The organism is Enterobacter cloacae complex sp. XAL002 (genome assembly GCF_049236805.1).
In the GTDB taxonomy this organism is placed as follows: domain Bacteria; phylum Pseudomonadota; class Gammaproteobacteria; order Enterobacterales; family Enterobacteriaceae; genus Enterobacter; species Enterobacter intestinihominis.
On record NZ_JBMKJN010000008.1, the window covers coordinates 13449 to 33418 of the forward strand.

The 19970-nt window shown below is 54.7% G+C and carries 21 protein-coding genes, 2 tRNA genes and 1 pseudogene; 13 read left to right on the plus strand and 11 right to left on the minus strand.

Going from position 1 to position 19970, the window contains the following annotated elements:
- Nucleotides 1–23: 23 nt before the first annotated feature.
- From ACOT0L_RS09445 to ACOT0L_RS09480, 8 genes and pseudogenes are all read left to right on the plus strand, one after another.
- Entirely contained in the window at nt 24–650 is a 627-nt protein-coding gene (locus tag ACOT0L_RS09445; RefSeq protein ID WP_126503429.1) for a hypothetical protein, read from the plus strand.
- 13 nt (nt 651–663) lie between these two features.
- Complete coding sequence (gene tssF / locus ACOT0L_RS09450) at nt 664–2427, plus strand: type VI secretion system baseplate subunit TssF (protein ID WP_126503427.1); 1764 nt, start codon at nt 664–666, stop codon at nt 2425–2427.
- Nucleotides 2382–3476, plus strand: coding sequence for a type VI secretion system baseplate subunit TssG (gene tssG / locus ACOT0L_RS09455; protein WP_126503425.1), 1095 nt, complete (start codon nt 2382–2384; stop codon nt 3474–3476). The genes tssF and tssG overlap by 46 nt, the downstream gene beginning before the upstream one ends.
- Nucleotides 3457–3981: a type VI secretion system lipoprotein TssJ gene (gene tssJ / locus ACOT0L_RS09460; protein ID WP_185817711.1), complete on the plus strand. Its 525-nt coding sequence runs from the start codon at nt 3457–3459 to the stop codon at nt 3979–3981. Before tssG ends, tssJ begins: the two co-directional genes overlap by 20 nt.
- A complete protein-coding gene (gene tssE, locus ACOT0L_RS09465) occupies nt 3981–4424 on the plus strand; it encodes a type VI secretion system baseplate subunit TssE (RefSeq protein WP_038417027.1) in 444 nt (147 codons plus the stop codon). Before tssJ ends, tssE begins: the two co-directional genes overlap by 1 nt.
- Before the next feature lie 334 nt (nt 4425–4758).
- The gene (locus ACOT0L_RS09470; RefSeq protein WP_071881489.1) at nt 4759–5154 is read left to right on the plus strand and encodes a hypothetical protein; all 396 of its coding nucleotides are present in this window, start codon (nt 4759–4761) and stop codon (nt 5152–5154) included.
- Nucleotides 5155–5226: 72 nt separating this feature from the next.
- Nucleotides 5227–5358 (plus strand): annotated as a pseudogene (locus tag ACOT0L_RS09475) (glycogen synthesis protein GlgS); the annotation flags it as partial.
- 172 nt (nt 5359–5530) lie between these two features.
- Nucleotides 5531–6001, plus strand: coding sequence for an Hsp20 family protein (locus ACOT0L_RS09480; protein WP_026080712.1), 471 nt, complete (start codon nt 5531–5533; stop codon nt 5999–6001).
- Between the two features lie 303 nt (nt 6002–6304).
- Here the strand turns inward: ACOT0L_RS09480 and ACOT0L_RS09485 are convergent.
- The 3 genes from ACOT0L_RS09485 to mdtK form a co-directional block, all read right to left on the minus strand.
- Nucleotides 6305–6381 (minus strand) — tRNA-Val (locus tag ACOT0L_RS09485).
- A gap of 4 nt (nt 6382–6385) precedes the next feature.
- Nucleotides 6386–6462 (minus strand) — tRNA-Val (locus ACOT0L_RS09490).
- A gap of 153 nt (nt 6463–6615) precedes the next feature.
- Entirely contained in the window at nt 6616–7989 is a 1374-nt protein-coding gene (gene mdtK / locus ACOT0L_RS09495; RefSeq protein ID WP_032622176.1) for an MdtK family multidrug efflux MATE transporter, read from the minus strand.
- Between the two features lie 225 nt (nt 7990–8214).
- Here mdtK and ACOT0L_RS09500 point away from each other — a divergent pair, with 225 nt between their 5' ends.
- The gene (locus tag ACOT0L_RS09500) at nt 8215–8856 is read left to right on the plus strand and encodes a riboflavin synthase (protein ID WP_022647892.1); all 642 of its coding nucleotides are present in this window, start codon (nt 8215–8217) and stop codon (nt 8854–8856) included.
- A gap of 30 nt (nt 8857–8886) precedes the next feature.
- On the opposite strand, the gene cfa is transcribed toward ACOT0L_RS09500, so the two are convergent.
- Nucleotides 8887–10035: a cyclopropane fatty acyl phospholipid synthase gene (gene cfa / locus ACOT0L_RS09505; protein WP_063200874.1), complete on the minus strand. Its 1149-nt coding sequence runs from the start codon at nt 10033–10035 to the stop codon at nt 8887–8889.
- Between the two features lie 298 nt (nt 10036–10333).
- Nucleotides 10334–11533: a purine nucleoside transporter PunC gene (gene punC / locus ACOT0L_RS09510; RefSeq protein ID WP_126503421.1), complete on the minus strand. Its 1200-nt coding sequence runs from the start codon at nt 11531–11533 to the stop codon at nt 10334–10336.
- Nucleotides 11534–11646: 113 nt separating this feature from the next.
- On the opposite strand from punC, the gene punR reads away from it, so the two are divergent.
- A complete protein-coding gene (gene punR, locus ACOT0L_RS09515; protein ID WP_022647895.1) occupies nt 11647–12558 on the plus strand; it encodes a DNA-binding transcriptional activator PunR in 912 nt (303 codons plus the stop codon).
- Nucleotides 12559–12575: 17 nt separating this feature from the next.
- Here punR and purR read toward each other — a convergent pair whose 3' ends face one another.
- On the minus strand, nt 12576–13601 hold the full coding sequence (purR, locus tag ACOT0L_RS09520) for an HTH-type transcriptional repressor PurR (RefSeq protein WP_006809011.1): 1026 nt from the start codon (nt 13599–13601) through the stop codon (nt 12576–12578).
- A gap of 297 nt (nt 13602–13898) precedes the next feature.
- On the opposite strand from purR, the gene ACOT0L_RS09525 reads away from it, so the two are divergent.
- Both ACOT0L_RS09525 and ACOT0L_RS09530 read left to right on the plus strand, forming a co-directional pair.
- The gene (locus ACOT0L_RS09525) at nt 13899–13988 is read left to right on the plus strand and encodes a YnhF family membrane protein (protein WP_003857632.1); all 90 of its coding nucleotides are present in this window, start codon (nt 13899–13901) and stop codon (nt 13986–13988) included.
- Between the two features lie 160 nt (nt 13989–14148).
- Entirely contained in the window at nt 14149–15315 is a 1167-nt protein-coding gene (locus ACOT0L_RS09530; protein WP_126503419.1) for an MFS transporter, read from the plus strand.
- A gap of 37 nt (nt 15316–15352) precedes the next feature.
- Here the strand turns inward: ACOT0L_RS09530 and sodB are convergent, their stop codons facing one another.
- Together sodB and ACOT0L_RS09540 are read right to left on the minus strand one after the other, a co-directional pair.
- Complete coding sequence (sodB, locus tag ACOT0L_RS09535; protein WP_126503417.1) at nt 15353–15934, minus strand: superoxide dismutase [Fe]; 582 nt, start codon at nt 15932–15934, stop codon at nt 15353–15355.
- A gap of 122 nt (nt 15935–16056) precedes the next feature.
- Entirely contained in the window at nt 16057–16815 is a 759-nt protein-coding gene (locus ACOT0L_RS09540; protein WP_058678002.1) for a C40 family peptidase, read from the minus strand.
- Between the two features lie 338 nt (nt 16816–17153).
- Here ACOT0L_RS09540 and grxD point away from each other — a divergent pair, with 338 nt between their 5' ends.
- Nucleotides 17154–17501, plus strand: coding sequence for a monothiol glutaredoxin 4 (grxD, locus tag ACOT0L_RS09545; protein WP_003832760.1), 348 nt, complete (start codon nt 17154–17156; stop codon nt 17499–17501).
- Between the two features lie 78 nt (nt 17502–17579).
- Here grxD and rnt read toward each other — a convergent pair whose 3' ends face one another.
- The 3 genes from rnt to ACOT0L_RS09560 all read right to left on the minus strand — a co-directional run bounded on the left by rnt (nt 17580) and on the right by ACOT0L_RS09560 (nt 19940).
- Nucleotides 17580–18239 (minus strand): ribonuclease T, encoded by a 660-nt coding sequence (gene rnt / locus ACOT0L_RS09550; RefSeq protein ID WP_003857625.1) that lies wholly within the window; start codon nt 18237–18239, stop codon nt 17580–17582.
- A gap of 96 nt (nt 18240–18335) precedes the next feature.
- Nucleotides 18336–18743: a lactoylglutathione lyase gene (gene gloA / locus ACOT0L_RS09555; protein WP_022647898.1), complete on the minus strand. Its 408-nt coding sequence runs from the start codon at nt 18741–18743 to the stop codon at nt 18336–18338.
- Nucleotides 18744–18842: 99 nt separating this feature from the next.
- Nucleotides 18843–19940 carry an alkene reductase gene (locus ACOT0L_RS09560; protein ID WP_023299948.1) on the minus strand — a complete coding sequence of 366 codons (1098 nt, stop codon included), beginning with the start codon at nt 19938–19940 and terminating at the stop codon, nt 18843–18845.
- Between the last annotated feature and the right edge of the window lie 30 nt (nt 19941–19970).

A 19970-nucleotide genomic window follows, 5' to 3' on the forward strand; every position in this document is an offset into this window, starting at 1 on the left:
ACACAAAGATAAAAGAACGTACTTTGATTTCAGACGAGGTTACAGCTGCGTTTTATTATGAAAATCTCTCTGCTTCGGCTATTCAGGGAAAGACACAGGTCAGGGTAGAAATACCTCGGGATGGTGTCGCTTTCAAGGGAGAAAAAAACATCTATATATTAACGACAGGGGCAAAAGAGTTACTTGCGCTGGATAAACTATCCACACAGGTAACGCTGGTTACCGGTTATGAGAAATTTGATGGTTTAAGGCTAAAACTGGATATGCCGCATGGAAATGACCTTGTCATGCATTTTTCCGATGCGCTTGTACTGCAGGTTAATGAAAGCGACAGCAACCTTACCACTCAGGATATTGATGACCTTAAAAAAACGGGGTTCTGGAATGAGGGTGGAAGGTATGTTAAGCAAATACGCCTGGAAGGGGTAATTATTCCCAGAGATAAGAACGACAGTCTGTTTAATAATAGCGAGAAATTGGTTAAAAAACATAATGTGGAATTTTATTCTACAGAAGACTCAACTCACTTTCATCCTCTGCGACTGGCAACAAACATCGTGTTAACACCCTTCACGGCCGTTGCGGATATTGTATTTTTCCCAATATCACTGCGTGTATTAGGGCTCATCACCCATCCTCCTGTACATTAATAGCCGGAAAATTATGGAAGATTTAACCCTGCGTTATTTTGACGCTGAAATGCGCTACCTGCGCGAGGCGGCGAAAGAGTTCGCGCAGACGCACCCCGACCGGGCGGCAATGCTCGACCTGGACAAGGCGGGCACACCTGACCCGTATGTTGAACGGCTGTTTGAGGGCTTCGCCTTCTCCATGGGACGTCTGCGCGAAAAGATAGATGACGACCTGCCGGAGTTGACCGAAAGTCTGGTGAGCATGCTGTGGCCGCACTACCTGCGTACCATCCCGTCCCTGTCGGTGGTGGTGCTGTCGCCGGATGTGCCGGCGATGAAAATGGCGGAAACGTTGTCCGCCGGGCTGGAAATCAGCTCCCGCCCGGTCGGTCCTAAAAACACTGTCTGCCGCTACCGCACCACCCGGGATCTGACGCTGAATCCGCTCGCGGTGGAGAAGGTCATTATGACCACGGAGCCTGACGGGCGTTCGCTCCTGCGGGTGCGTTTTGCCTGTAGTACGCAGGCGGACTGGCCGCAGACTGACCTCCGGCATCTGCCGTTGTATCTTGGCGAAGATAGGGTGACGGGCAGCAGCCTGCACCTCTGGCTGACAAAACGTCAGGCGGCGCTGTACATTCGCCTGCCGGGGCAGACGGAGCGGATCGCACTGGATGGTTATTTCTCCCCGGGCGGTTTTGCTGAGGAAGACCGGCTGTGGCCGAAGGGCGACAGCGCCTTCAGCGGTTACCAGTTGCTGCTGGAGTATTTCACCTTTCGCGAAAAGTTTATGTTCGTCCATCTTAACGGGCTGGAAAATATCACCCTCCCGGGGGGTACGGCGTACTTCGATATCGAGGTGGTGTTCAGCCAGGTATGGCAGAGCGATTTACCGGTAACAGACAGCAGCCTGCGCCTGCACTGCGTGCCGGTGATAAACCTGTTCACCCTGGAAGCTGACCCGCTGACCATTAGTGGGCTGGAGAGTGAATATCTGCTGCGCCCGGAACGTCTTCAGGACGGGCATACCGAGATTTACTCGGTGGACAGCGTCAACGGCTCCGGGCGTACCGGCGAAGCGCACTATGTGCCGTTCGCCAGTTTTCGCCATCAGGGCGGCATGATGCGTCGTCACGCACCGGAACGGTATTACCACACCCGCGTGAAGCGGGGCGTAACAGGTATGCACGATACCTGGCTGATACTGGGCGGCCAGCAGTGGGAAGCTGACCGGATGCTGGAGCGGGAAACGGTCTCGCTGCGCATCACGGGCACCAACGGCCAGTTACCGCGTCGGGCGTTGCAGAGCACGCTGCTGGACCGCTGTGAACAGGTCTATGACTCGCCCCTCACCGTGCGTAATCTGTGCAAGCCGACGCTGCCCGCATACCCGCCTGCGGAGGATCGCTTCCACTGGCGGGTGATGAGCCATCTGGGCTCCCGGTTTCTCAATATGATGAGCAGCGCTGAGGTGCTGCGCGGCACACTCTCGCTCTATAACTGGCGGGACGACGAGATGAACAACCGTCGCCTCGATGCCATCCTGGATGTCAGGCACCATCGCACTCAGCGCTTTGAGGACGGTTTTTTGCTGCGCGGGCTGGACGTGGAGGTGACGCTCGACAGCAATGGATTTACCGGAGAGGGCGATATCCATCTGTTTGGCGAACTGCTCAACCGTTTTTTTGCCCTGTATGCCGATATGAACCAGTTTAACCAGCTCACGCTGATTGTTCAGCCAGAAGGGAAATGTATCCGTTGGAAAGAGAATCACAGTCCGCGCCTGCCCGGCTGATGGCGCAGGTACGGCACCAACTGCCGTACATGAATTTTTACCGCTTCTGCCAGCTGCTGGAACAGAGCCAGCCGGAGATGCCGGTGCCCGGCAGCGACTGGCGGGTGCGGCAGGAGCCGGTGCGTTTTCGCCCGCATCCGGGGATGGGGTTTCCGGCCGGTGAAATCCGCAGTACAGAAGACCCGGAACATCCGCACCTGCCGCCGTCGGTGCGCGTCACCTTTATGGGGCTGTACGGCGTGGAGTCGCCGCTGCCGACCCACTACACCGACGATATCGCTCAGCGACGGGAAGGGCACGACGCGACGCAGGATTTTCTGGATATTTTCAGTCACCGGGTGATTACCCAGTATTACCGCATCTGGCGAAAGTATTCGTACCCGGCCACCTTTCAAGCCGGAGGCGCTGACAACACGTCACAATACCTGCTGGGGCTGGCGGGGCTGGGGATACCCGGCTGCGCTCAGACAGCCGGTACGCCGCTGTCGCGATTTCTGGCGCTGCTTCCGGTAATGATGCTGCCGGGACGGACGGCGGAGGGGATGGCAGCTCTGGTGCGGCTGCTGGCGCCGGATACCCGCGCAACGGTGTACCACCACGACCGCTGCCGTATCCCGCTGAAGCAGCCGGTTGCGATGAGTACATGCCAGCTGGTCAGCCTGAAGCACCGACCGGTGATGGGCACGCACGCCACGGATGTGAACGGCCAGGTGCTGCTGCGTCTCTCCACCGACAACCCTGAAGAGGTCCGGGGCTGGCTGCCGGGCGGTGACCTGCATGCCGACCTGATGGCGCTGCTACACGTGTGGCTGGGCGCGCACCTGGATGTACGGATGCAGTTATGCGTTGCCCGACATTTGCTGCCGGATGCGCGACTGTCCTGCAATGCGGAACAGACCGCGCAGGTCGGGCGCACGGCGGTGCTGCGTCCACTTAATGCGCAACAGAACAGAAACAACATTATCACCATTCACCTGGGACGCTTTCAGCGCGTCCGGGAAAACATTCAGCGAAGGAAGAACGATGAAGATGGCGATTACCGCTGGTAAGACTCTGGCTCTCACGCTGGCGACCCTGTTAACCGGCTGCGGGCTGACGCAGAAAGTGACGGACGGCACCGTCGCCGTCACGAAGTCCATTTTTTACAGACAGGTGAAAACCCTGCATCTGGATATTCAGGCGCGCGAAGGGGTGAACAACAACGCGAAAGGGGCGTCGCTGGCAACGGTGGTGCGTATTTACCAGCTTAAAGAGCGTAACGCGTTTGACAGTACTGATTATCCGTCACTGTTCGCCAGTGACAGTCAGGCTGTTAAAGCCGACCTGGTGGCGGAAAAGGATATTCGCCTGCGCCCTGGCGAATCGGTGACGCTGGATATGCCGATGGAAGAGAGCGCGCAGGTTGTGGCGGTGGCGGGGATGTTTATGGCACCGGATCAGGTAAACGATACCTGGCGTATTACCCTGACCCGTGACGACCTTGACCCGGATAAGGCGCGGGTTATTGAAGTCAGTAATAACCGCCTGACGCTGAAACCGCTGGAGGGGGAATGATGCCGCGTCCGTCCCTGTATGACATGCTGTACGGCAACTTCGCCGGCGGGCTTGACCTGCACAGCGTAAGCGAGGAGAACCAGCTGATTATGTCGGTGCTGGATAACATGCAGCGTATCCTCAACTGTCGCGCCGGTACGCTGACCCACCTGCCGGACTACGGCCTGCCGGATATGACAAAAATCCTCCAGGGAATGCCCGGGACCGCCCACCAGCTGATTACCACACTGTCGGCCGTGCTGCTGAAATATGAGCCGCGCCTGAGCCGGATTAACGTGGTGATGCAGGAACAGATTCAGCCCGGAGAACTCCGCTACGCCATTGATGCGGAGCTGAAGGGGGTGGGGCTGGTGCGCTACGGCACGGAATTTATGCCCGAGGGCAGGGTATTAATCCGTCATCTGAAACAACAGCAGTATCTGGATAATACCGCCAGAGTGTGAGCCAATTTTGAAATTCAGCACGCATAACCACCTCCGCATCTTTTACCGACATCGCAAGGATGCCTATTGCAGAGTTTCGCCTGCGAAAATATCCAATTCAGGTAAATTGGGCGGGCAGGCAACATGAACGACCGGACATTTATTTTATCCTGGTCAGAAAAGATACATTAAAGAGTTATTTTTCAGTGGATTGATTTAGCACTTGTGCTGTGGCGGGTACTGAAATATTAATAATTTATTTCTTAGCCGTGAATCATTACATTTTATCTGGCAAAAAGGTCAATGGCTGAGGGGATATACCCTGAGTATGATGACGTCAATCATGGATACAGATATGAAAATGAAAATTTTCCTTCTTACGGTCAGTGTACTTTTTAACATGCAGGCTGATGCCGCCCGTGGAAGACAGCCCTGCTCTGGCTCAAAAGGTGGCATAGCACACTGTACATCGGATGGCCGTTTTGTCTGCAATGACGGAAGTCTGAGTCAGTCGAAGCGATTCTGTTCAGGTTATGGTGCCTCCGAACTGCCGCGACAGGTAAAACCCTCCCCCTCCGCCAGGAAAGCGCAGACGAAAAAAAGAATAGCCGTGCAAGGCCAGGAGCAGCGTGTTGTAGATAACAATGCGCAGTTCGATACACAACCGCGGCAACCTACATGCGCCCCTCTCTATATGGCCAACAAGCCCGGATTCACCCATTTACCCATTTGTTCAGGAAATCAGTATTAATCCGCCAGTGTAAACGTCCTTTGTCTGTTATTCGAACTGATAAGACGCTTGCAGGTGGAAACCCACCTGAACGCGCTGGGCCAGCCAGTTGATATCGATGCCGTGACCGGCAATATGAGTTATGAACAGCAGGCATGGTTCCGGGAGCGATACGACCACTACCGAAAGCAGGCTGAGCGGGCGAGAGTAATAGAACTGCGATGATGTAACGAACAACGGGCTTAACGGCCCGTTGCGTTTTTTAGGTTCCAGCTACATTTTGCAGGCTCCTGAGGTTGAAATATTGTGCGGTAACCTCATATAGAAAGCGGGTAAGGAATACCTGCCCGTAAGACATGAACTTTTTGAATATTCTTTTTTACTGTTCAGGAGGTACATGATGACTCTAAGAGCTTTTCCCATGTTGAACGATCTCTCCGACTCTCTGTTTGCGGACCGTTTTAACCGTATCGATCGCCTTTTTAGCCAGCTAACCGGCAGTACGCCGTTGCCCTCCACGCCTTCTTACAATATCCGGCGGGTGGGTGATAACCGCTATGAACTGACGCTCAGCGTGCCGGGCTGGAAAGAGAGCGAACTGGAAATTGAAACCGTTGGCGGTCAGTTGAATATCAGCGGTAAACGTGAAGAGGAGAAAACCGAAAACGGTGAAGAAGGGTGGATCCATCGGGGTATCAGCCGCAGCGACTTCCGGGCCAGCTATAGTCTGCCGGAACATGTGAAAGTAACCGGCGCTTCGCTGGAAAACGGCTTGCTGGCGATTGAATTACACCAGGATATTCCGGAAGAAGAGAAACCGCAGCGAATCGCCATCAATAACAACCCGGCGATTGAACACAAGCCGTAATCGTTGACTGATGTTGTTTTCACGCCCGGCAAACGCCGGGCGTTTTGCTAACCTGATGAGCCACTTTTCTGGCCTCTGACTATTTGAGCCGTGAGCGCTGTAACGGTTTCTTGCTGCTGCACCAGGACCGCCTCCAGCTCCATTTTTTGAAGTCGTCAATGCTTTGCCTGGACGGATAAAAAATGTCTTATGCCATTCCGCTTTTCCCGGCACGCGCGCGCTGGAGGTTAATTTCGATGTGCTTAAAAAGTTTGCTGCCCCTGCACGAGGCTGAACGGGAATGAAATGTGCGAGGAAATTGATTGGTGCGTCTGAATGGACTCGAACCATCGACCCCCACCATGTCAAGGTGGTGCTCTAACCAACTGAGCTACAGACGCATAATGGTGCGTTCAATTGGACTCGAACCAACGACCCCCACCATGTCAAGGTGGTGCTCTAACCAACTGAGCTATGAACGCATTGTGTTGTCGGTGACAACGGGGACGAATATTAGCGGCACAGCCCCAAGGTGGCAAGAGGGAAAATGCATTTTTCTCTCTGATTTCACGCGATTGCTTCATTACCGCGCAAAGTGAAGAGAAAGTAGCCGCCAGCCGGCGGCTACTGTGTCATTAACGCGCAGCGCGTTGTAAAATTACCGCAGACGACTGACGTTGCAGGAAGCGCATGCGCAGCATCATCATAATGGCTGCAGACGTTAAGCCGATGATAAAGCCCATCCAGAATCCGGCTGGCCCCATGCGATCCACCACCAGATCCGTGAGCGCCAGAATATACCCACTCGGCAGGCCCAGAACCCAGTAAGCGATAAAGGTGATAAAGAAGATGGAACGCGTATCTTTATACCCACGCAGCACGCCGCTGCCAATTACCTGGATGGAGTCAGAGATCTGGTAAATGGCCGCCAGCAGCATCAAATGCGAGGCCAGGGTCACTACTTCCGGGTTGTCGTTATAGAGCAGGGCAATTTGCTCACGCAACAGCACGGTAAAGAGCGCGGTACAGACTGCCATGCAGACGCCGACGCCCAGCCCGGTGCGGGCTGCCGTTTGCGCATCCAGCGTCGAGCCTTGCCCCAGACGGAAGCCCACGCGAATCGTCACCGCAGCAGCCAGGGACATCGGCAGGACGAACATCAAAGAGCTGAAGTTCAGGGCGATCTGGTGGCCTGCCACGTCAATAATCCCTAACGGCGAGACCAGCAGGGCGACAACGGCAAACAGCGTCACTTCAAAGAACAGCGCCAGCGCAATGGGCAGACCCAGTTGGGTAAGGCGGCTCATCATCGACCAGTCAGGCGTGCTAAAGGCGGTGTCGTTACGAATGTCGCGCATGGATCGCGCATGTTTAACGTAGGTGAGCATACAGCCGAACATCACCCAGTACACCGCAGCCGTCGCCACGCCACAACCCACGCCGCCGAGTTCCGGCATGCCAAAATGACCGTAGATGAAGATGTAGTTCACGGGAATGTTCACCAGCAAGCCGATAAAGCCCATCACCATGCCCGGCTTGGTTTTTGCCAGCCCTTCACACTGGTTACGAGCCACCTGGAAGAAGAGATAACCGGGCGCGCCCCAGAGCAAGGCGCGCAGATAACCGACTGCTTTATCTGCCAGCGCCGGGTCGATATTATGCATGGCGCGAATAATATACCCGGCGTTCCACAGGACGATCATAATCAGGACGGAGACACCCCCGGCCAGCCAGAAGCCCTGGCGCACCTGATGGGCTACGCGGTCGCGTCGACCGGAGCCGTTAAGCTGCGCGATAACGGGCGTCAGCGCCAGCAGCAGGCCGTGACCAAACAGAATGGCCGGGAGCCAGATTGAGGTTCCGATCGCCACGGCGGCCATATCGGTGGCGCTGTAACCACCGGCCATTACCGTATCCACAAATCCCATTGCGGTTTGGGCTACCTGCGCGACGATCACCGGTATGGCCAGTGCCAATAACTGACGCGCTTCGATCATATACTTCTGCACGTGAACACCTTTGTATTGTAGTTATTTGAGAGACTAAAAAGGCCGCCGTTACTGGCAGCAAGAAGAAAAAACAGAGGGATGCCAGCTATTGTAGCGGGGTTTAACTAATTATCTAGTGAAAAAATCGCCAGAAATTGCGCATCACTGGCAACCTGTTTTTTCAACTGTTATTGTGGTGGGATTATACGGTGTCATCGCCGTTCGGAATGAACAGGAGCTGTAAGCATGTTTACTGGTATTGTGCAGGGCACTGCCAAAGTGGTGTCCATTGATGAAAAACCGAATTTCCGCACTCACGTAGTTGAGCTGCCTGAATATATGCTCGACGGCATTGAAACCGGGGCGTCGATAGCGCATAACGGCTGCTGCCTGACGGTGACCGAAATTAACGGTAACCAGATAAGCTTTGATTTAATGAAAGAGACGCTGCGCATCACTAACCTGGGTGAGCTGGTGGTGGGGGATACCGTCAACGTTGAACGTGCGGCGAAATTCAGCGATGAGATTGGCGGGCATCTGATGTCGGGCCATATTATGACCACCGCAGAAGTGGCGAAAATCGTGACCTCGGAAAATAACCGTCAAATCTGGTTTAAGGTGCAGGATCCGTCATTAATGAAATACATCCTTTATAAAGGATTTATTGGCATCGATGGGATTAGTCTGACCGTCGGTGAAGTGACGCCAACGCGTTTTTGTGTGCATTTAATTCCTGAAACGCTGCAACGTACTACGCTTGGCGCAAAAAAACTGGGGCAGCGCGTAAATATCGAAATTGATCCGCAGACCCAGGCGGTCGTGGATACCGTTGAGCGCGTGCTGGCGGCGAAAGAGGCGGCGATAATAAAGGCCGTGGAAGAAGAATAAAAAATAACCCCGGTTACCCGGGGTTATTTTTCAGCGGGCCACACGCAGGCCGTGCTCAATCCCACGACTAAACACCACCTGCCACAGCTGTATATCCCGCGCGCGGAACGCACCCGCGCAGGCATTAAGATAATAGCTGAACATCCGTTTGAATCGTTCCGAATAGTTGTCGGCGATTTCAGGCCATGCAGCCTGGAAACGTTCATGCCAGGCCATCAGCGTGGTGTCGTAATCTGCGCCGAAGTTATGCCAGTCTTCCACAATAAAATGCGGTTCGCTGGCGTTCGCAATCTGGCGAACAGAGGGTAAACAACCATTCGGGAAGATATATTTGTTGATCCAGGGATCCACATTGTTATCGGTGCGTTTAGAGCCGATGGTGTGTAGCAGGAAAATTCCGTCAGGCTTCAGGTTATGGTCGGCGACGTCGAAATAAGTCTTGTAGTTCTTTGGCCCCACGTGCTCGAACATACCCACGGAAACAATCCGATCGAACTGCTCATTCAGGTCGCGGTAATCCTGAAGCCGAATATCGACATCCAGACCCAGACACCGTTCCTGTGCCATCTTCTGCTGTTCAGCTGAAATCGTGACGCCGACTACGCTGACACCGTAATTTTTCGCCATAAACCAGGCAAGGCCGCCCCAACCACAGCCGATGTCCAGCACGCGCATGCCGGGCTGCAACTGCAACTTATCGCAAATCAGCTGTAGCTTATCCTGCTGCGCCTCTTCCAGGGTTGTCGCTTTTTTCCAGTATCCGCAGGAATACTGCATTAACGGGTCGAGCATACGGCTGAAAAGATCGTTGCCCAGGTCATAATGCTCTTTACCGACGATCCACGCGCGCTTTTTACTTTGCAGATTGAACAGGCGGGCGGAAGCGATACGTAACGTATCTTTGAAATGACGAGGGAGCTGATTTTCAAGACCGGCGCGTAAAACGCTGGAGAAGAACATATCCAGCCGCTCACACTCCCACCAGCCGTCCATATAGCTTTCACCCAGCCCTAACGATCCCTCCTGTAACACGCGTTTGAAAAAATCGGGATGTTTAATCTGGGGGTCGGAGGGGGATGAGCCATTAATCGTAATGCCCGCACGTCCCAACAGTTCACTGACGATCCGGGACCAGTTATCGTCCGGAACGCTGACTTCTTCTATACACGATGAACTCATAGCTTCTCCATCACCTTGCTGTGATCAGAACCTTAAAACAGCGTAGACGCTTTTTTGGTTTGTGAGAAATCTCACGGTAAATGCCCGCGAGGCTAATATCCGACGTAGAACAGAGGAAGGGAGATAACCCTTGCCGAAATGCCTTCCATGGTAAAACGGGAGCGCTCCGGCTCCCGTTAACACTTAATATTTATCGTATTTAATCGAACCAAATTCAGTATAGGCCGCAAAATTTGGTGATTCAACAGAAAATTGTTAGCAACCTAATCACTGGTTTTTAACATAGTTTCCCGTGCAATCAGGCGTGCGACGTTTCTGTCTGCGCGTTTTCACTCTGCTCGCGATGGGCGGAGGACTGCATGCGATAACCCAATCCTGCCAGCACAACGGTGAACAGCATCACGCTGGTGGTGGTGAGCAGCGGGGTTGCAATCAACGCAGAGACCACGAGACTTGCCAGGAAGCACAGGCCAAGTTGCAGGGTATTTTGCAGCGCGGCAGCGCGGCCTGTCGCCTGCGGGAATGGACGCAGCGCCTGGGCTACAACGATAGGGTAAATGGCCCCGTTAGCGATCGCCATGACGCAGAACGGAATCAAAATTTCTGCAAGCCCGGCGCCGGGAATAAAGCCGACAGCCCAGGTCGCAATCACGCTTAGTGCATACAGCACCAGCAGCCAGGGCAGCATCTGCTGGCCTTCCCATTTTTGCAGCGCGGCGCGACAGCCATAGCCACCCACCAGGAAGGCGATGGTCTGTGGTACATAGCTCAGGCCGATAGCCGCCGGGCTGTAGCCCATGTCATGCAAAATGAACGGTGAACCGGTAAGCCAGGCAAAGAAGCTGGCAGAGCAGGCGGCATAAATCAGCACGTTACCGCGATAGGCTTTCGACCGCAGTAAAGAGGTAAAGGTGATGGGCTTCGCGTCCGGATGCGTCTCTTTTTTATGCGCAGGTTTAAGCCCGAACGCGGGCAGCATCAGGACCAGCGTGATCGCAAAGAGCGTGGCGAAAATGGCCTGCCAGTCGAAATGCGCCAGGATCCAGCTGCCCAGCAGCGGAGCGAGCGCCGGCGACAGGCCGACCAGCGGCATGATGGTGGCGAAAATGCGGTTAGTGCGTGAGGCGGGGTAGTAATCGGTCACCAGCGCCTGCCAGGTGACCGCTGCGGCACAGACGCCGACCGCCTGAATAAAGCGCAACACCAGTAACCAGGCGGCATCGCGGACCCACAGCATGCCCAGACAGCCTACGGCAAAAATCGCCAGTCCCAGCAACAGAACGGGCTTACGGCCAAAACGATCAGAGAGCGGTCCCCAGAGTAGTTGCGCAAAAGCAAAACCTGCAAGGAATAAACTCAAACTGGCGCTGATGGCGGCGGCAGGAGTTTGCAAATCTTCCTGCATCGCGGCGAAGGCGGGCAGATACATGTCGGTCGCCAAAAAGCCCAGCACGCTTAAGCCGCCGAGCCAGACTAAAAATCCTTTCCTGGGTTGCACTGTTTTTTCTCCTGAGGAGGCAGGTGTACGTTGGCGCAGAGTGTAGGGAGTGCAAAGCGGCTTGTGAAACGCTAATATTTGGCGGGTGCATTCAAAAAATTTGCAGGCTAAAGATGTGGTCAGATTATTCCCTTGAAGTGGTTGATGCCGTGGCGCGTAACGGCAGCTTTACTGGTGCCGCCCAGGAGTTGCACCGCGTTCCCTCGGCTATCAGCTATACGGTGCGCCAGCTGGAAGCGTGGCTGGCGGTCCCGCTGTTCGAGCGGCGTCATCGCGACGTGGAGCTCACGCCTGCCGGCGCGTGGTTTTTGAAGGAAGGCCGGTCTGTTATCAAAAAAATGCAGATCACCCGTGAGCAGTGCCAGCAGATCGCCAACGGCTGGCGCGGGCATCTCGCTATCGCGGTGGATAACATCGTTAAGCCGGAGCGGACCCGGCAGATGATCGTCGATTTCTATCGTCATTTTTCCGACGTCGAACTGCGTGTGTCGCAGGAAGTGTTCAACGGCGTATGGGATGCGCTGGCGGACGGCAGGGCGGAGATGGCGATTGGTGCAACCCAGGCGATCCCGGTTGGCGGGCGCTACGCGTTCCGCGACATGGGCATGCTGAGCTGGACCTGCGTGGTCGCGCGCGATCACCCGCTGGCGGCGCTGGACGGGCCTCTGAGTGATGACACCTTACGCAACTGGCCCTCGCTGGTGCTGGAAGATACCTCCCGCTCGCTGCCCAAGCGCATTACCTGGCTGCTGGATAATCAGCGCCGCGTGGTTGCGCCGGACTGGGAGTCGTCAGCCACCTGTCTGAGCGCGGGGCTGTGCGTTGGCATGGTGCCGGTGCATTTTGCGCGCCCGCGCATCGACGCGGGAGAGTGGGTGGCTCTGACGCTGGAAAACCCTTTCCCGGATGCTGCATGCTGTCTGACGTGGCAGCAAAACGACGTCTCGCCCGCCATGGCCTGGCTGCTGGATTATCTGGGAGACAGCGAAACGCTGAACCGGGAGTGGTTGCGGGGACCAGCGTAGCTGGCCCCGTAAAGAGATTAACGTCGGTAGTCGCGGAACGGACCGTCGGCAACGGAACGGCGTTCAATCAGGCGCGGGTGGACTTCAATGGACTGGGACTGTTCTCGCTTGTTGACGATCCTGTCCATCAGCATATTGAAGGCCGTTTCACCCAGCGAATCTTTCGGCTGGTGAATGGTGGTCAGCGCCGGGGTAAAGAAACGGGCGTTGCGAACGTTATCATAGCCGATCACCGAGATGTCCTGCGGAACGCGCAGGCCGAGTTCATCCGCCGCGCAGAGCGCGCCCATTGCCATGATATCGCCGCCGCAGAACACAGCGGTAGGGCGATGCGGCTGGGAGACGATCTGCTGCATGGCGCGATAGCCCGACTCCGGCTCGAAATCGCCCTGGACAATCCAGTTTTCTGGCACGGTAATCAGCGCCTCTTCCATCGCTTTCATGAAACCGGCCAGACGGCCAGCACCGGTGTTACGCTCCAGCGGGCCCGGGATCACGCCAATTTCACGATGCCCGCGTTCTACCAGATAACGCCCGGCCATGTAGCCGCCTTCAAAGGCGTTATCAATAACAGAGTCGGTGAAGTCTGCGCGCGCCTCGCCCCAGTCCATCACTACCATCGGAATGTGGCGATACTCTTCCAGCATGGAAAGCACCGACTCAGGGTATTCAGAACACATGACCAGCAGGCCGTCGACGCGCTTTTGCGCCATCATCGACAGGTAAGCGCGCTGTTTTTCAATGTTGTTCCACGCGTTGCCCAGAATCAGGGTATAGCCTTTCTGAAAGCAGTTTTTTTCAACGGCTTCGATGATTTCAGCAAAGTAAGCCGCTTCACTGCTGGTGGCCAGCAGGCCAATCGATTTGGTGTGATTAACCTTCAGGCTACGGGCGACCGCACTTGGCGAGTAGTGCAGTTCTTTGATTGCCGCCCAGACGGCATTACGCGTCTCTTCTGCGACGAAACGCGTTTTGTTAATAACATGTGATACGGTTGTAGTGGAAACGTTTGCGCGTTTTGCTACGTCTTTAATTGTTGCCATTAAATGTCACTCCAGACCATATCCTAAGCTCCTGAAAAAAATGAAGGTAAACGTTTGCCTTCTCTCACCCTTATTACGCAAACATGAGTTGCGACACGCCGGGAAAACGACACAGGACGTCAGGAGGGGGTCAGTGGCCGGTACGCTAATAAATTTAGCGTGGAATTTTGTCCTATCTTGATGAAAAGGGGAAGAGGTAAAGTGGATATCCGTTTAAATCCTGGAAGATTTTTGACCTGAACTGTGTAAAAATGAGCAAGCTCACTTTTCGTAGGGTGAATAAAAGGAGAAAAATTGATGAGTACCGATCTGAAGTTTTCGCTGTTTACCACCATTGTTGTTCTTGCCCTGATTGTTGCGGGTGGTTTAACCGCTGCGCTGCACTGATTTAGGTGGAGGGAGAGTCTTCTCCCTCCCTTGCCGCTATTGTTACCTCTCCGGCAAAAATCTTTTGCCAAAATGTTAACTTCTCATTTTTTGTGATTGATGTCATGCTTTTGCCTTCTTAGTCTGTGCCGGGTAACGGCACGGTATCCGGAGTCTTTTCATGAAAATCAATTTTCCCCTGCTGGCCCTGGCGATTGGCGCCTTTGGGATTGGCACCACTGAATTCTCCCCGATGGGGTTATTGCCTGTTATCGCCCGGGGTGTGGACGTCTCTATCCCTGCGGCCGGTATGATGATTAGCGCCTATGCGATCGGCGTGATGGTGGGCGCACCGCTGATGACGCTGCTGCTTTCGCACCGCGCGCGACGCAATGCGCTGATTTTCCTGATGGCAATTTTTACTCTCGGAAATGTGCTTTCCGCGATTTCGCCGGATTACACCACGCTGATGCTTTCCCGTATTCTGACCAGCCTGAACCACGGCGCTTTCTTCGGGCTGGGCTCGGTTGTTGCCGCAAGCGTAGTGCCAAAACATAAGCAGGCCAGCGCGGTAGCCACTATGTTTATGGGCCTCACCATCGCTAATATCGGCGGCGTTCCCGCTGCCACCTGGCTGGGAGAAGCCATCGGCTGGCGTATGTCTTTCCTCGCAACCGCCGGACTGGGCGTGGTCGCGATGGTCGCGCTGTTCTTCTCGCTGCCGAAAGGAAGTGCGGGAGAACGTCCGGAAGTACGTAAAGAGCTGGCGGTGCTGATGCGTCCTCAGGTGTTGTCCGCGCTGCTCACCACGGTGCTGGGGGCAGGGGCGATGTTTACGCTCTACACCTATATCTCCCCGGTGCTGCACGACATAACCCACGCAACGCCACTCTTTGTTACCGCGATGCTGGTGCTGATTGGTGTCGGGTTCTCGATTGGCAACTATCTCGGCGGGAAATTTGCCGACCGCTCCGTCAGCGGGACGCTGAAAGGTTTTTTAACGCTGCTGATTGTCATCATGGTGGCGATCCCGTGGCTGGCGCGAAACGAAGTGGGCGCCGCGATTGCCATGGTGGTGTGGGGCGCCGCAACCTTTGCCGTGGTGCCACCGTTGCAGATGCGTGTAATGCGCGTTGCGCACGAAGCACCGGGGCTTTCTTCGTCCGTGAATATCGGTGCGTTTAACCTGGGCAATGCGTTGGGGGCCGCAGCGGGCGGGGCGGTGATCTCCAGTGGTTTGGGTTACAGCTTTGTGCCGGTGATGGGGGCGATCATTGCCGCACTCGGCTTGCTGCTGGTGTTGATGTCCGGGCGTAAACAGCCAGAAGCGGTGTGTACGGCGGAATAAATAAAAACGCAGAAGGGTTGCCCCTTCTGCGTGTCCCTTATGCGGCGAAGTTCTTCGCAACAAATTCCCAGTTAACCAGTGCCCAGAAATGTTCCAGGTAGTTCGGGCGCGCATTACGGTAATCAATGTAATAGGCGTGTTCCCATACGTCCACGGTCATCAGCGGCGTTGCGCTGGTGGTCAGAGGGGTACCCGCATTAGAAGTGGAAACGATAGCCAGTTTGCCATCAACCTCTTTTACCAGCCAGGTCCAGCCGGAGCCAAAGTTTTTAACGGCTGCGTCAGTAAATTTCGCTTTGAAATCCGCGAAACTGCCGAACGCGGCGTTAATCGCTGCGGCCAGCTCACCGGTAGGTTCTCCGCCTGCATTTGGAGCCAGGCAGTGCCAGTAGAAGGTGTGGTTCCACACCTGAGCGGCGTTGTTGAATACGCCACCGTCTGAACTGCGCACAATCTCTTCCAGCGTTTTGCCTTCAAAATCGGTGCCCTTGATCAGGTTATTCAGGTTGGTGACATAGGTCTGGTGATGCTTGCCGTAATGGTACTCCAGGGTTTCCGCAGAAATGTGCGGAGCCAGGGCGTCTTTTGCATACGGTAGTGCAGGTAATTCGAACGACATTGCTACTCTCCTTATAGTTTTATACGTTGCCAATAACCCTACAGACAACAAGGACAGAATAGCAAATTGAAAGGGTATGCAAAAGAGGAACTTACCCCGCCACGGAGGCGGCAGGGCAGGGTCTAGCGAATGGTTTTTGGCGTCATCACTCGGCGCGCACCCACATAGTGGCGCACCCAGTAATCTTCACTGAGGGAGGTGATCTGAATGTCCTGACCGCTGCGCGGTGACTGGATAAATTTACCGTTACCCACATACACCCCAACGTGATCGGCCGTGCCGCGTCCCTGGGTGCGGAAGAACACCAGGTCGCCATTTTGCAGTTCGCCACGGTTTACAGGCGCGGCGTCGCGCAGATGGTACATCTCATTGGCGGTGCGCGGAATGCGAAACTTCACCAGATCTTTATAGGCATAATAGACCAGCCCACTACAGTCAAAACCGGTGCGCGGAGAGGTGCCACCCCAGCGATATGGTTTACCTATTTGCCCCATCAGTTTATTCATCGCCGTTTTTTGCGCTTTCTGCATACGCGCTTTATGCACGTCAGCCAGCTTCGTCACTTTGGCGCATTTCGTTTTATGGCCTTTGCGCACGGTGCATTTATCATTCACCAGGCTGGCGGTCGTGCGAGTGGTTTTGTGCGTGCCGGAACGGAGAGTTTTGGTTTTACTGGAGGCGGTCTTTTTGGTGTGAGCGGTGGTTTTCTTCTTTACTGTTTTGCTGGTGGTTTTTTTCTTACGTTCTGTGGTTTTTGCCAGATGCGTTTTTTGTACAGCAGAATGCCGCGCCTGTTCGGAGGCGTTCGCCGCTGGCGTAAATGAGAGTGTGGTAAACAGTAAAGCACAGAGCGTCATCGAGATTCTAGTTATCCGCGCCACTGGGCAGTCCCCTGATAAGTGCGAGCCAAATTACATACCCGCATGAGATTTACAAAACCAGTCGATTCTAATCCATAAAATCGGAATAAGTTAATAGCATTTTTCATTCAAAAATTGTGTTTCGTTAGCAAGTGCAAAAAAATTCACCATTCTGTCGCACTCTTGTTCGCTCCTTAAGCAAAACCGCACGGCGCGTAGCCTTAAACGTCATTATCAATGCAACTTTACGCGATAGCGGATAAAATAATGAGACGTGACAAAAATGTTATTTTCCGATGTCGGCCTGACCCGCTACAATGTCAGACTGATGCCGTAACAGAAGTTAAAGGAAGCAAGACATGAGCACCACTATTGAAAAAATTCAGCGCCAGATCGCTGAAAACCCGATTCTCCTGTACATGAAAGGTTCTCCGAAGCTGCCAAGCTGCGGCTTCTCCGCGCAAGCGGTTCAGGCGCTGTCCGCCTGTGGTGAGCGTTTTGCTTACGTTGATATCCTGCAAAACCCGGACATCCGCGCTGAGCTGCCAAAATACGCAAACTGGCCGACCTTCCCACAGCTGTGGGTTGACGGTGAACTGGTTGGCGGCTGTGATATTCTGATTGAAATGTATCAGCGCGGCGAACTGCAACAGCTGATCAAAGAGACTGCGGCGAAGTATAAAACCGAAGAGCCGGACGCAGAATAAGTTTTCTGCGGATATAAAAAAGCGACCACATTATGTTGGTCGCTTTTTTTTGTCCTGTGGGGCTGTTGATTACCCAGTCTACGATTGAAGATCGGCCTCGTCGCCCATCGGCAGCGGCCAGCCACCCAGACGTTTCCAGCGGTTGACGATCTCACAGAACAGCTCCGCCGTACGCTCGGTATCGTATAACGCGGAATGCGCCTGAGTGCCGTCAAACGCAATACCCGCCGTGATGCAGGCTTTAGAGAGCACGGTTTGCCCCAGCGCCAGGCCGCTCAGCGCGGCGGTGTCGAAGGTCACAAACGGATGGAATGGATTACGTTTTAGCGAGGCGCGCTCGGCGGCAGCCATGGTGAAGCTGTGATCGAACGTAGCGTTGTGGGCCACCATGATGGCGCGGCTACAGTCATTCTCTTTCATGCCCTTGCGCACCATTTTGAAAATGGCGTGCAGCGCCTCGTATTCGCTTACCGCCCCGCGCAGCGGGTTTGTCGGATCGATACCGTTAAAGGCCAGCGCCTCTGGCTGTAAGTTTGCGCCTTCAAAGGGTTCAACGTGGAAATGCAGCGTGGTGTCCGGTACAAGCCAGCCCTGTTCATCCATCTTCAGCGTGATGGCGGCAATTTCAAGCAGCGCATCGGTTTTAGCGTTAAATCCGGCTGTTTCTACATCAATGACAACGGGATAAAAACCACGAAAACGGTCGCACAGACCGGTAAATTGAGCGTTATCGGACATCAGGGTCTCTTACAAGGGGGAAAAAGCAGTGCGCATTATGGCAAATTTTGAGAGGGGATGCAGCAAAACAACGGGCGCATAGTGCGCCCTGCGGGATCAATTGCCCAGACCGCGACCAGCGTCTTTAGCTTCGATCAGTTCGATTTTATACCCGTCCGGATCTTCAACAAACGCAATCACGGTGGTGCCGCCTTTAACCGGACCGGCTTCACGGGTGACGTTACCGCCATTGCTGCGGATACGTTCGCAGGCTTCAGCCGCGTTATCCACTTCCAGCGCGATGTGGCCGTAAGCCGTACCCAGCTCGTAGCTGTCCACGCCCCAGTTGTAGGTCAGCTCGATGACCGCTTCTTCAGATTCCGGGCCGTAACCGACAAACGCCAGAGAGTATTTATATTCCGGATTTTCGCTGGTGCGCAGCAGCTTCATGCCCAGAACGTTAGTGTAGAAATCGATGGAACGTTGCAGGTCGCCAACGCGCAGCATGGTGTGAAGTAGGCGCATAATTTCCTCATTAACCAGTGGAATGGATTATCTTTTTGAACAGAAACGATGTTTTAGTATAGCGGCGAAAGGTCGCCGCTATCAATGTACAAAGCGGGATTACAGTGAAGGGTAGTCGGTATAACCTTCCGCGCCGCCGCCATAGAAACTTTCAGGGCGCTGCGGGTTCAGTTCGGCTTTCTTCTGCAAACGGGCAACCAGATCCGGGTTAGCAATGTAATCACGGCCAAAGGCCACGGCGTCGATCAGACCTTTACCGATCAGATCCTCGGCTTTCTCTGCCGTATAAGCGCCCGCCCCGATAATCACGCCGTGGAAGCGCTCGCGAACTTTCTGGCGGAAGGCTTCGCTGTAGGGCTTGCCGCCTGCCCAGTCCGGCTCGGACATGTGCAGATACGCGATACCGCGTTTAGCCAGCTCTTCAATCAGATACAGCGCATCCGCTTCTTCGTTCGGACCGTTGTCGACGTTCTGGAAGGTACCAATTGGGGAAACTCGAATACCAATGCGATCTGCGCTCCACTCATTACACACGGCATCTACCACTTCAAGCACCAGACGCGCGCGGTTTTCAACGCTGCCGCCGTACTGGTCGGTACGCTGATTGGAAGACGGTGACAGGAACTGGTGCAGCAGGTAGCCGTGCGCAGAGTGCAGCTCGACCAGGTCGAAGCCCGCTTCACGGGCGTTGGCGACGGCCTGACGGAAATCATTCACGATACCCGGGATCTCGTCCAGCTCAAGCGCGCGTGGCGTGGTGGTGTCGACGCGAATAGCATTACCGTTTTCATCGCGCAGGGAAGTGCGGGTATTCGCATTCAGGGCAGAGGCAGAAACGGGCGCCTGACCGCCAGGCTGGATGCTGCTGTGCGAGATACGACCGGTGTGCCACAGCTGAACCGCAATACGGCCATCTTCAGCATGAACGCCTGCGGTGATTTTTTTCCACGCGGCGATTTGTTCCGGGCTGTGCAGACCCGGCGCACCGGCGTAGCCTTTAGCCTGGGCAGAAATCTGCGTGGCTTCGGAAATAATCAGGCCCGAGCTGGCGCGCTGACGGTAATACTCACCCATCAATGGCGTTGGGATATCTCCCGGCTCGATGCTGCGCAGACGGGTAAGTGGGGCCATAAACACGCGGTTTGGGGCAGTAACGGCACCCACTTTCAGTGGGGTAAATAGCTTTTCAGCGGACATAATGGCTCCTGAGTAGACCAGTCGACTAGT

Excerpts from the sequence above, each read along its gene's own strand:
- tssF (WP_126503427.1), top strand. The coding sequence starts at position 664 with ATGGAAGATTTAACCCTGCGTTATTTTGACGCTGAAATGCGCTACCTG.
- tssG (WP_126503425.1), top strand. The coding sequence starts at position 2,382 with ATGTATCCGTTGGAAAGAGAATCACAGTCCGCGCCTGCCCGGCTGATG.
- tssJ (WP_185817711.1), top strand. The coding sequence starts at position 3,457 with ATGGCGATTACCGCTGGTAAGACTCTGGCTCTCACGCTGGCGACCCTG.
- tssE (WP_038417027.1), top strand. The coding sequence starts at position 3,981 with ATGCCGCGTCCGTCCCTGTATGACATGCTGTACGGCAACTTCGCCGGC.
- ACOT0L_RS09470 (WP_071881489.1), top strand. The coding sequence starts at position 4,759 with ATGAAAATGAAAATTTTCCTTCTTACGGTCAGTGTACTTTTTAACATG.
- ACOT0L_RS09480 (WP_026080712.1), top strand. The coding sequence starts at position 5,531 with ATGATGACTCTAAGAGCTTTTCCCATGTTGAACGATCTCTCCGACTCT.
- ACOT0L_RS09500 (WP_022647892.1), top strand. The coding sequence starts at position 8,215 with ATGTTTACTGGTATTGTGCAGGGCACTGCCAAAGTGGTGTCCATTGAT.
- cfa (WP_063200874.1), bottom strand. The coding sequence starts at position 10,035 with ATGAGTTCATCGTGTATAGAAGAAGTCAGCGTTCCGGACGATAACTGG.
- punR (WP_022647895.1), top strand. The coding sequence starts at position 11,647 with ATGTGGTCAGATTATTCCCTTGAAGTGGTTGATGCCGTGGCGCGTAAC.
- purR (WP_006809011.1), bottom strand. The coding sequence starts at position 13,601 with ATGGCAACAATTAAAGACGTAGCAAAACGCGCAAACGTTTCCACTACA.
- ACOT0L_RS09525 (WP_003857632.1), top strand. The coding sequence starts at position 13,899 with ATGAGTACCGATCTGAAGTTTTCGCTGTTTACCACCATTGTTGTTCTT.
- ACOT0L_RS09530 (WP_126503419.1), top strand. The coding sequence starts at position 14,149 with ATGAAAATCAATTTTCCCCTGCTGGCCCTGGCGATTGGCGCCTTTGGG.
- sodB (WP_126503417.1), bottom strand. The coding sequence starts at position 15,934 with ATGTCGTTCGAATTACCTGCACTACCGTATGCAAAAGACGCCCTGGCT.
- grxD (WP_003832760.1), top strand. The coding sequence starts at position 17,154 with ATGAGCACCACTATTGAAAAAATTCAGCGCCAGATCGCTGAAAACCCG.
- rnt (WP_003857625.1), bottom strand. The coding sequence starts at position 18,239 with ATGTCCGATAACGCTCAATTTACCGGTCTGTGCGACCGTTTTCGTGGT.
- gloA (WP_022647898.1), bottom strand. The coding sequence starts at position 18,743 with ATGCGCCTACTTCACACCATGCTGCGCGTTGGCGACCTGCAACGTTCC.
- ACOT0L_RS09560 (WP_023299948.1), bottom strand. The coding sequence starts at position 19,940 with ATGTCCGCTGAAAAGCTATTTACCCCACTGAAAGTGGGTGCCGTTACT.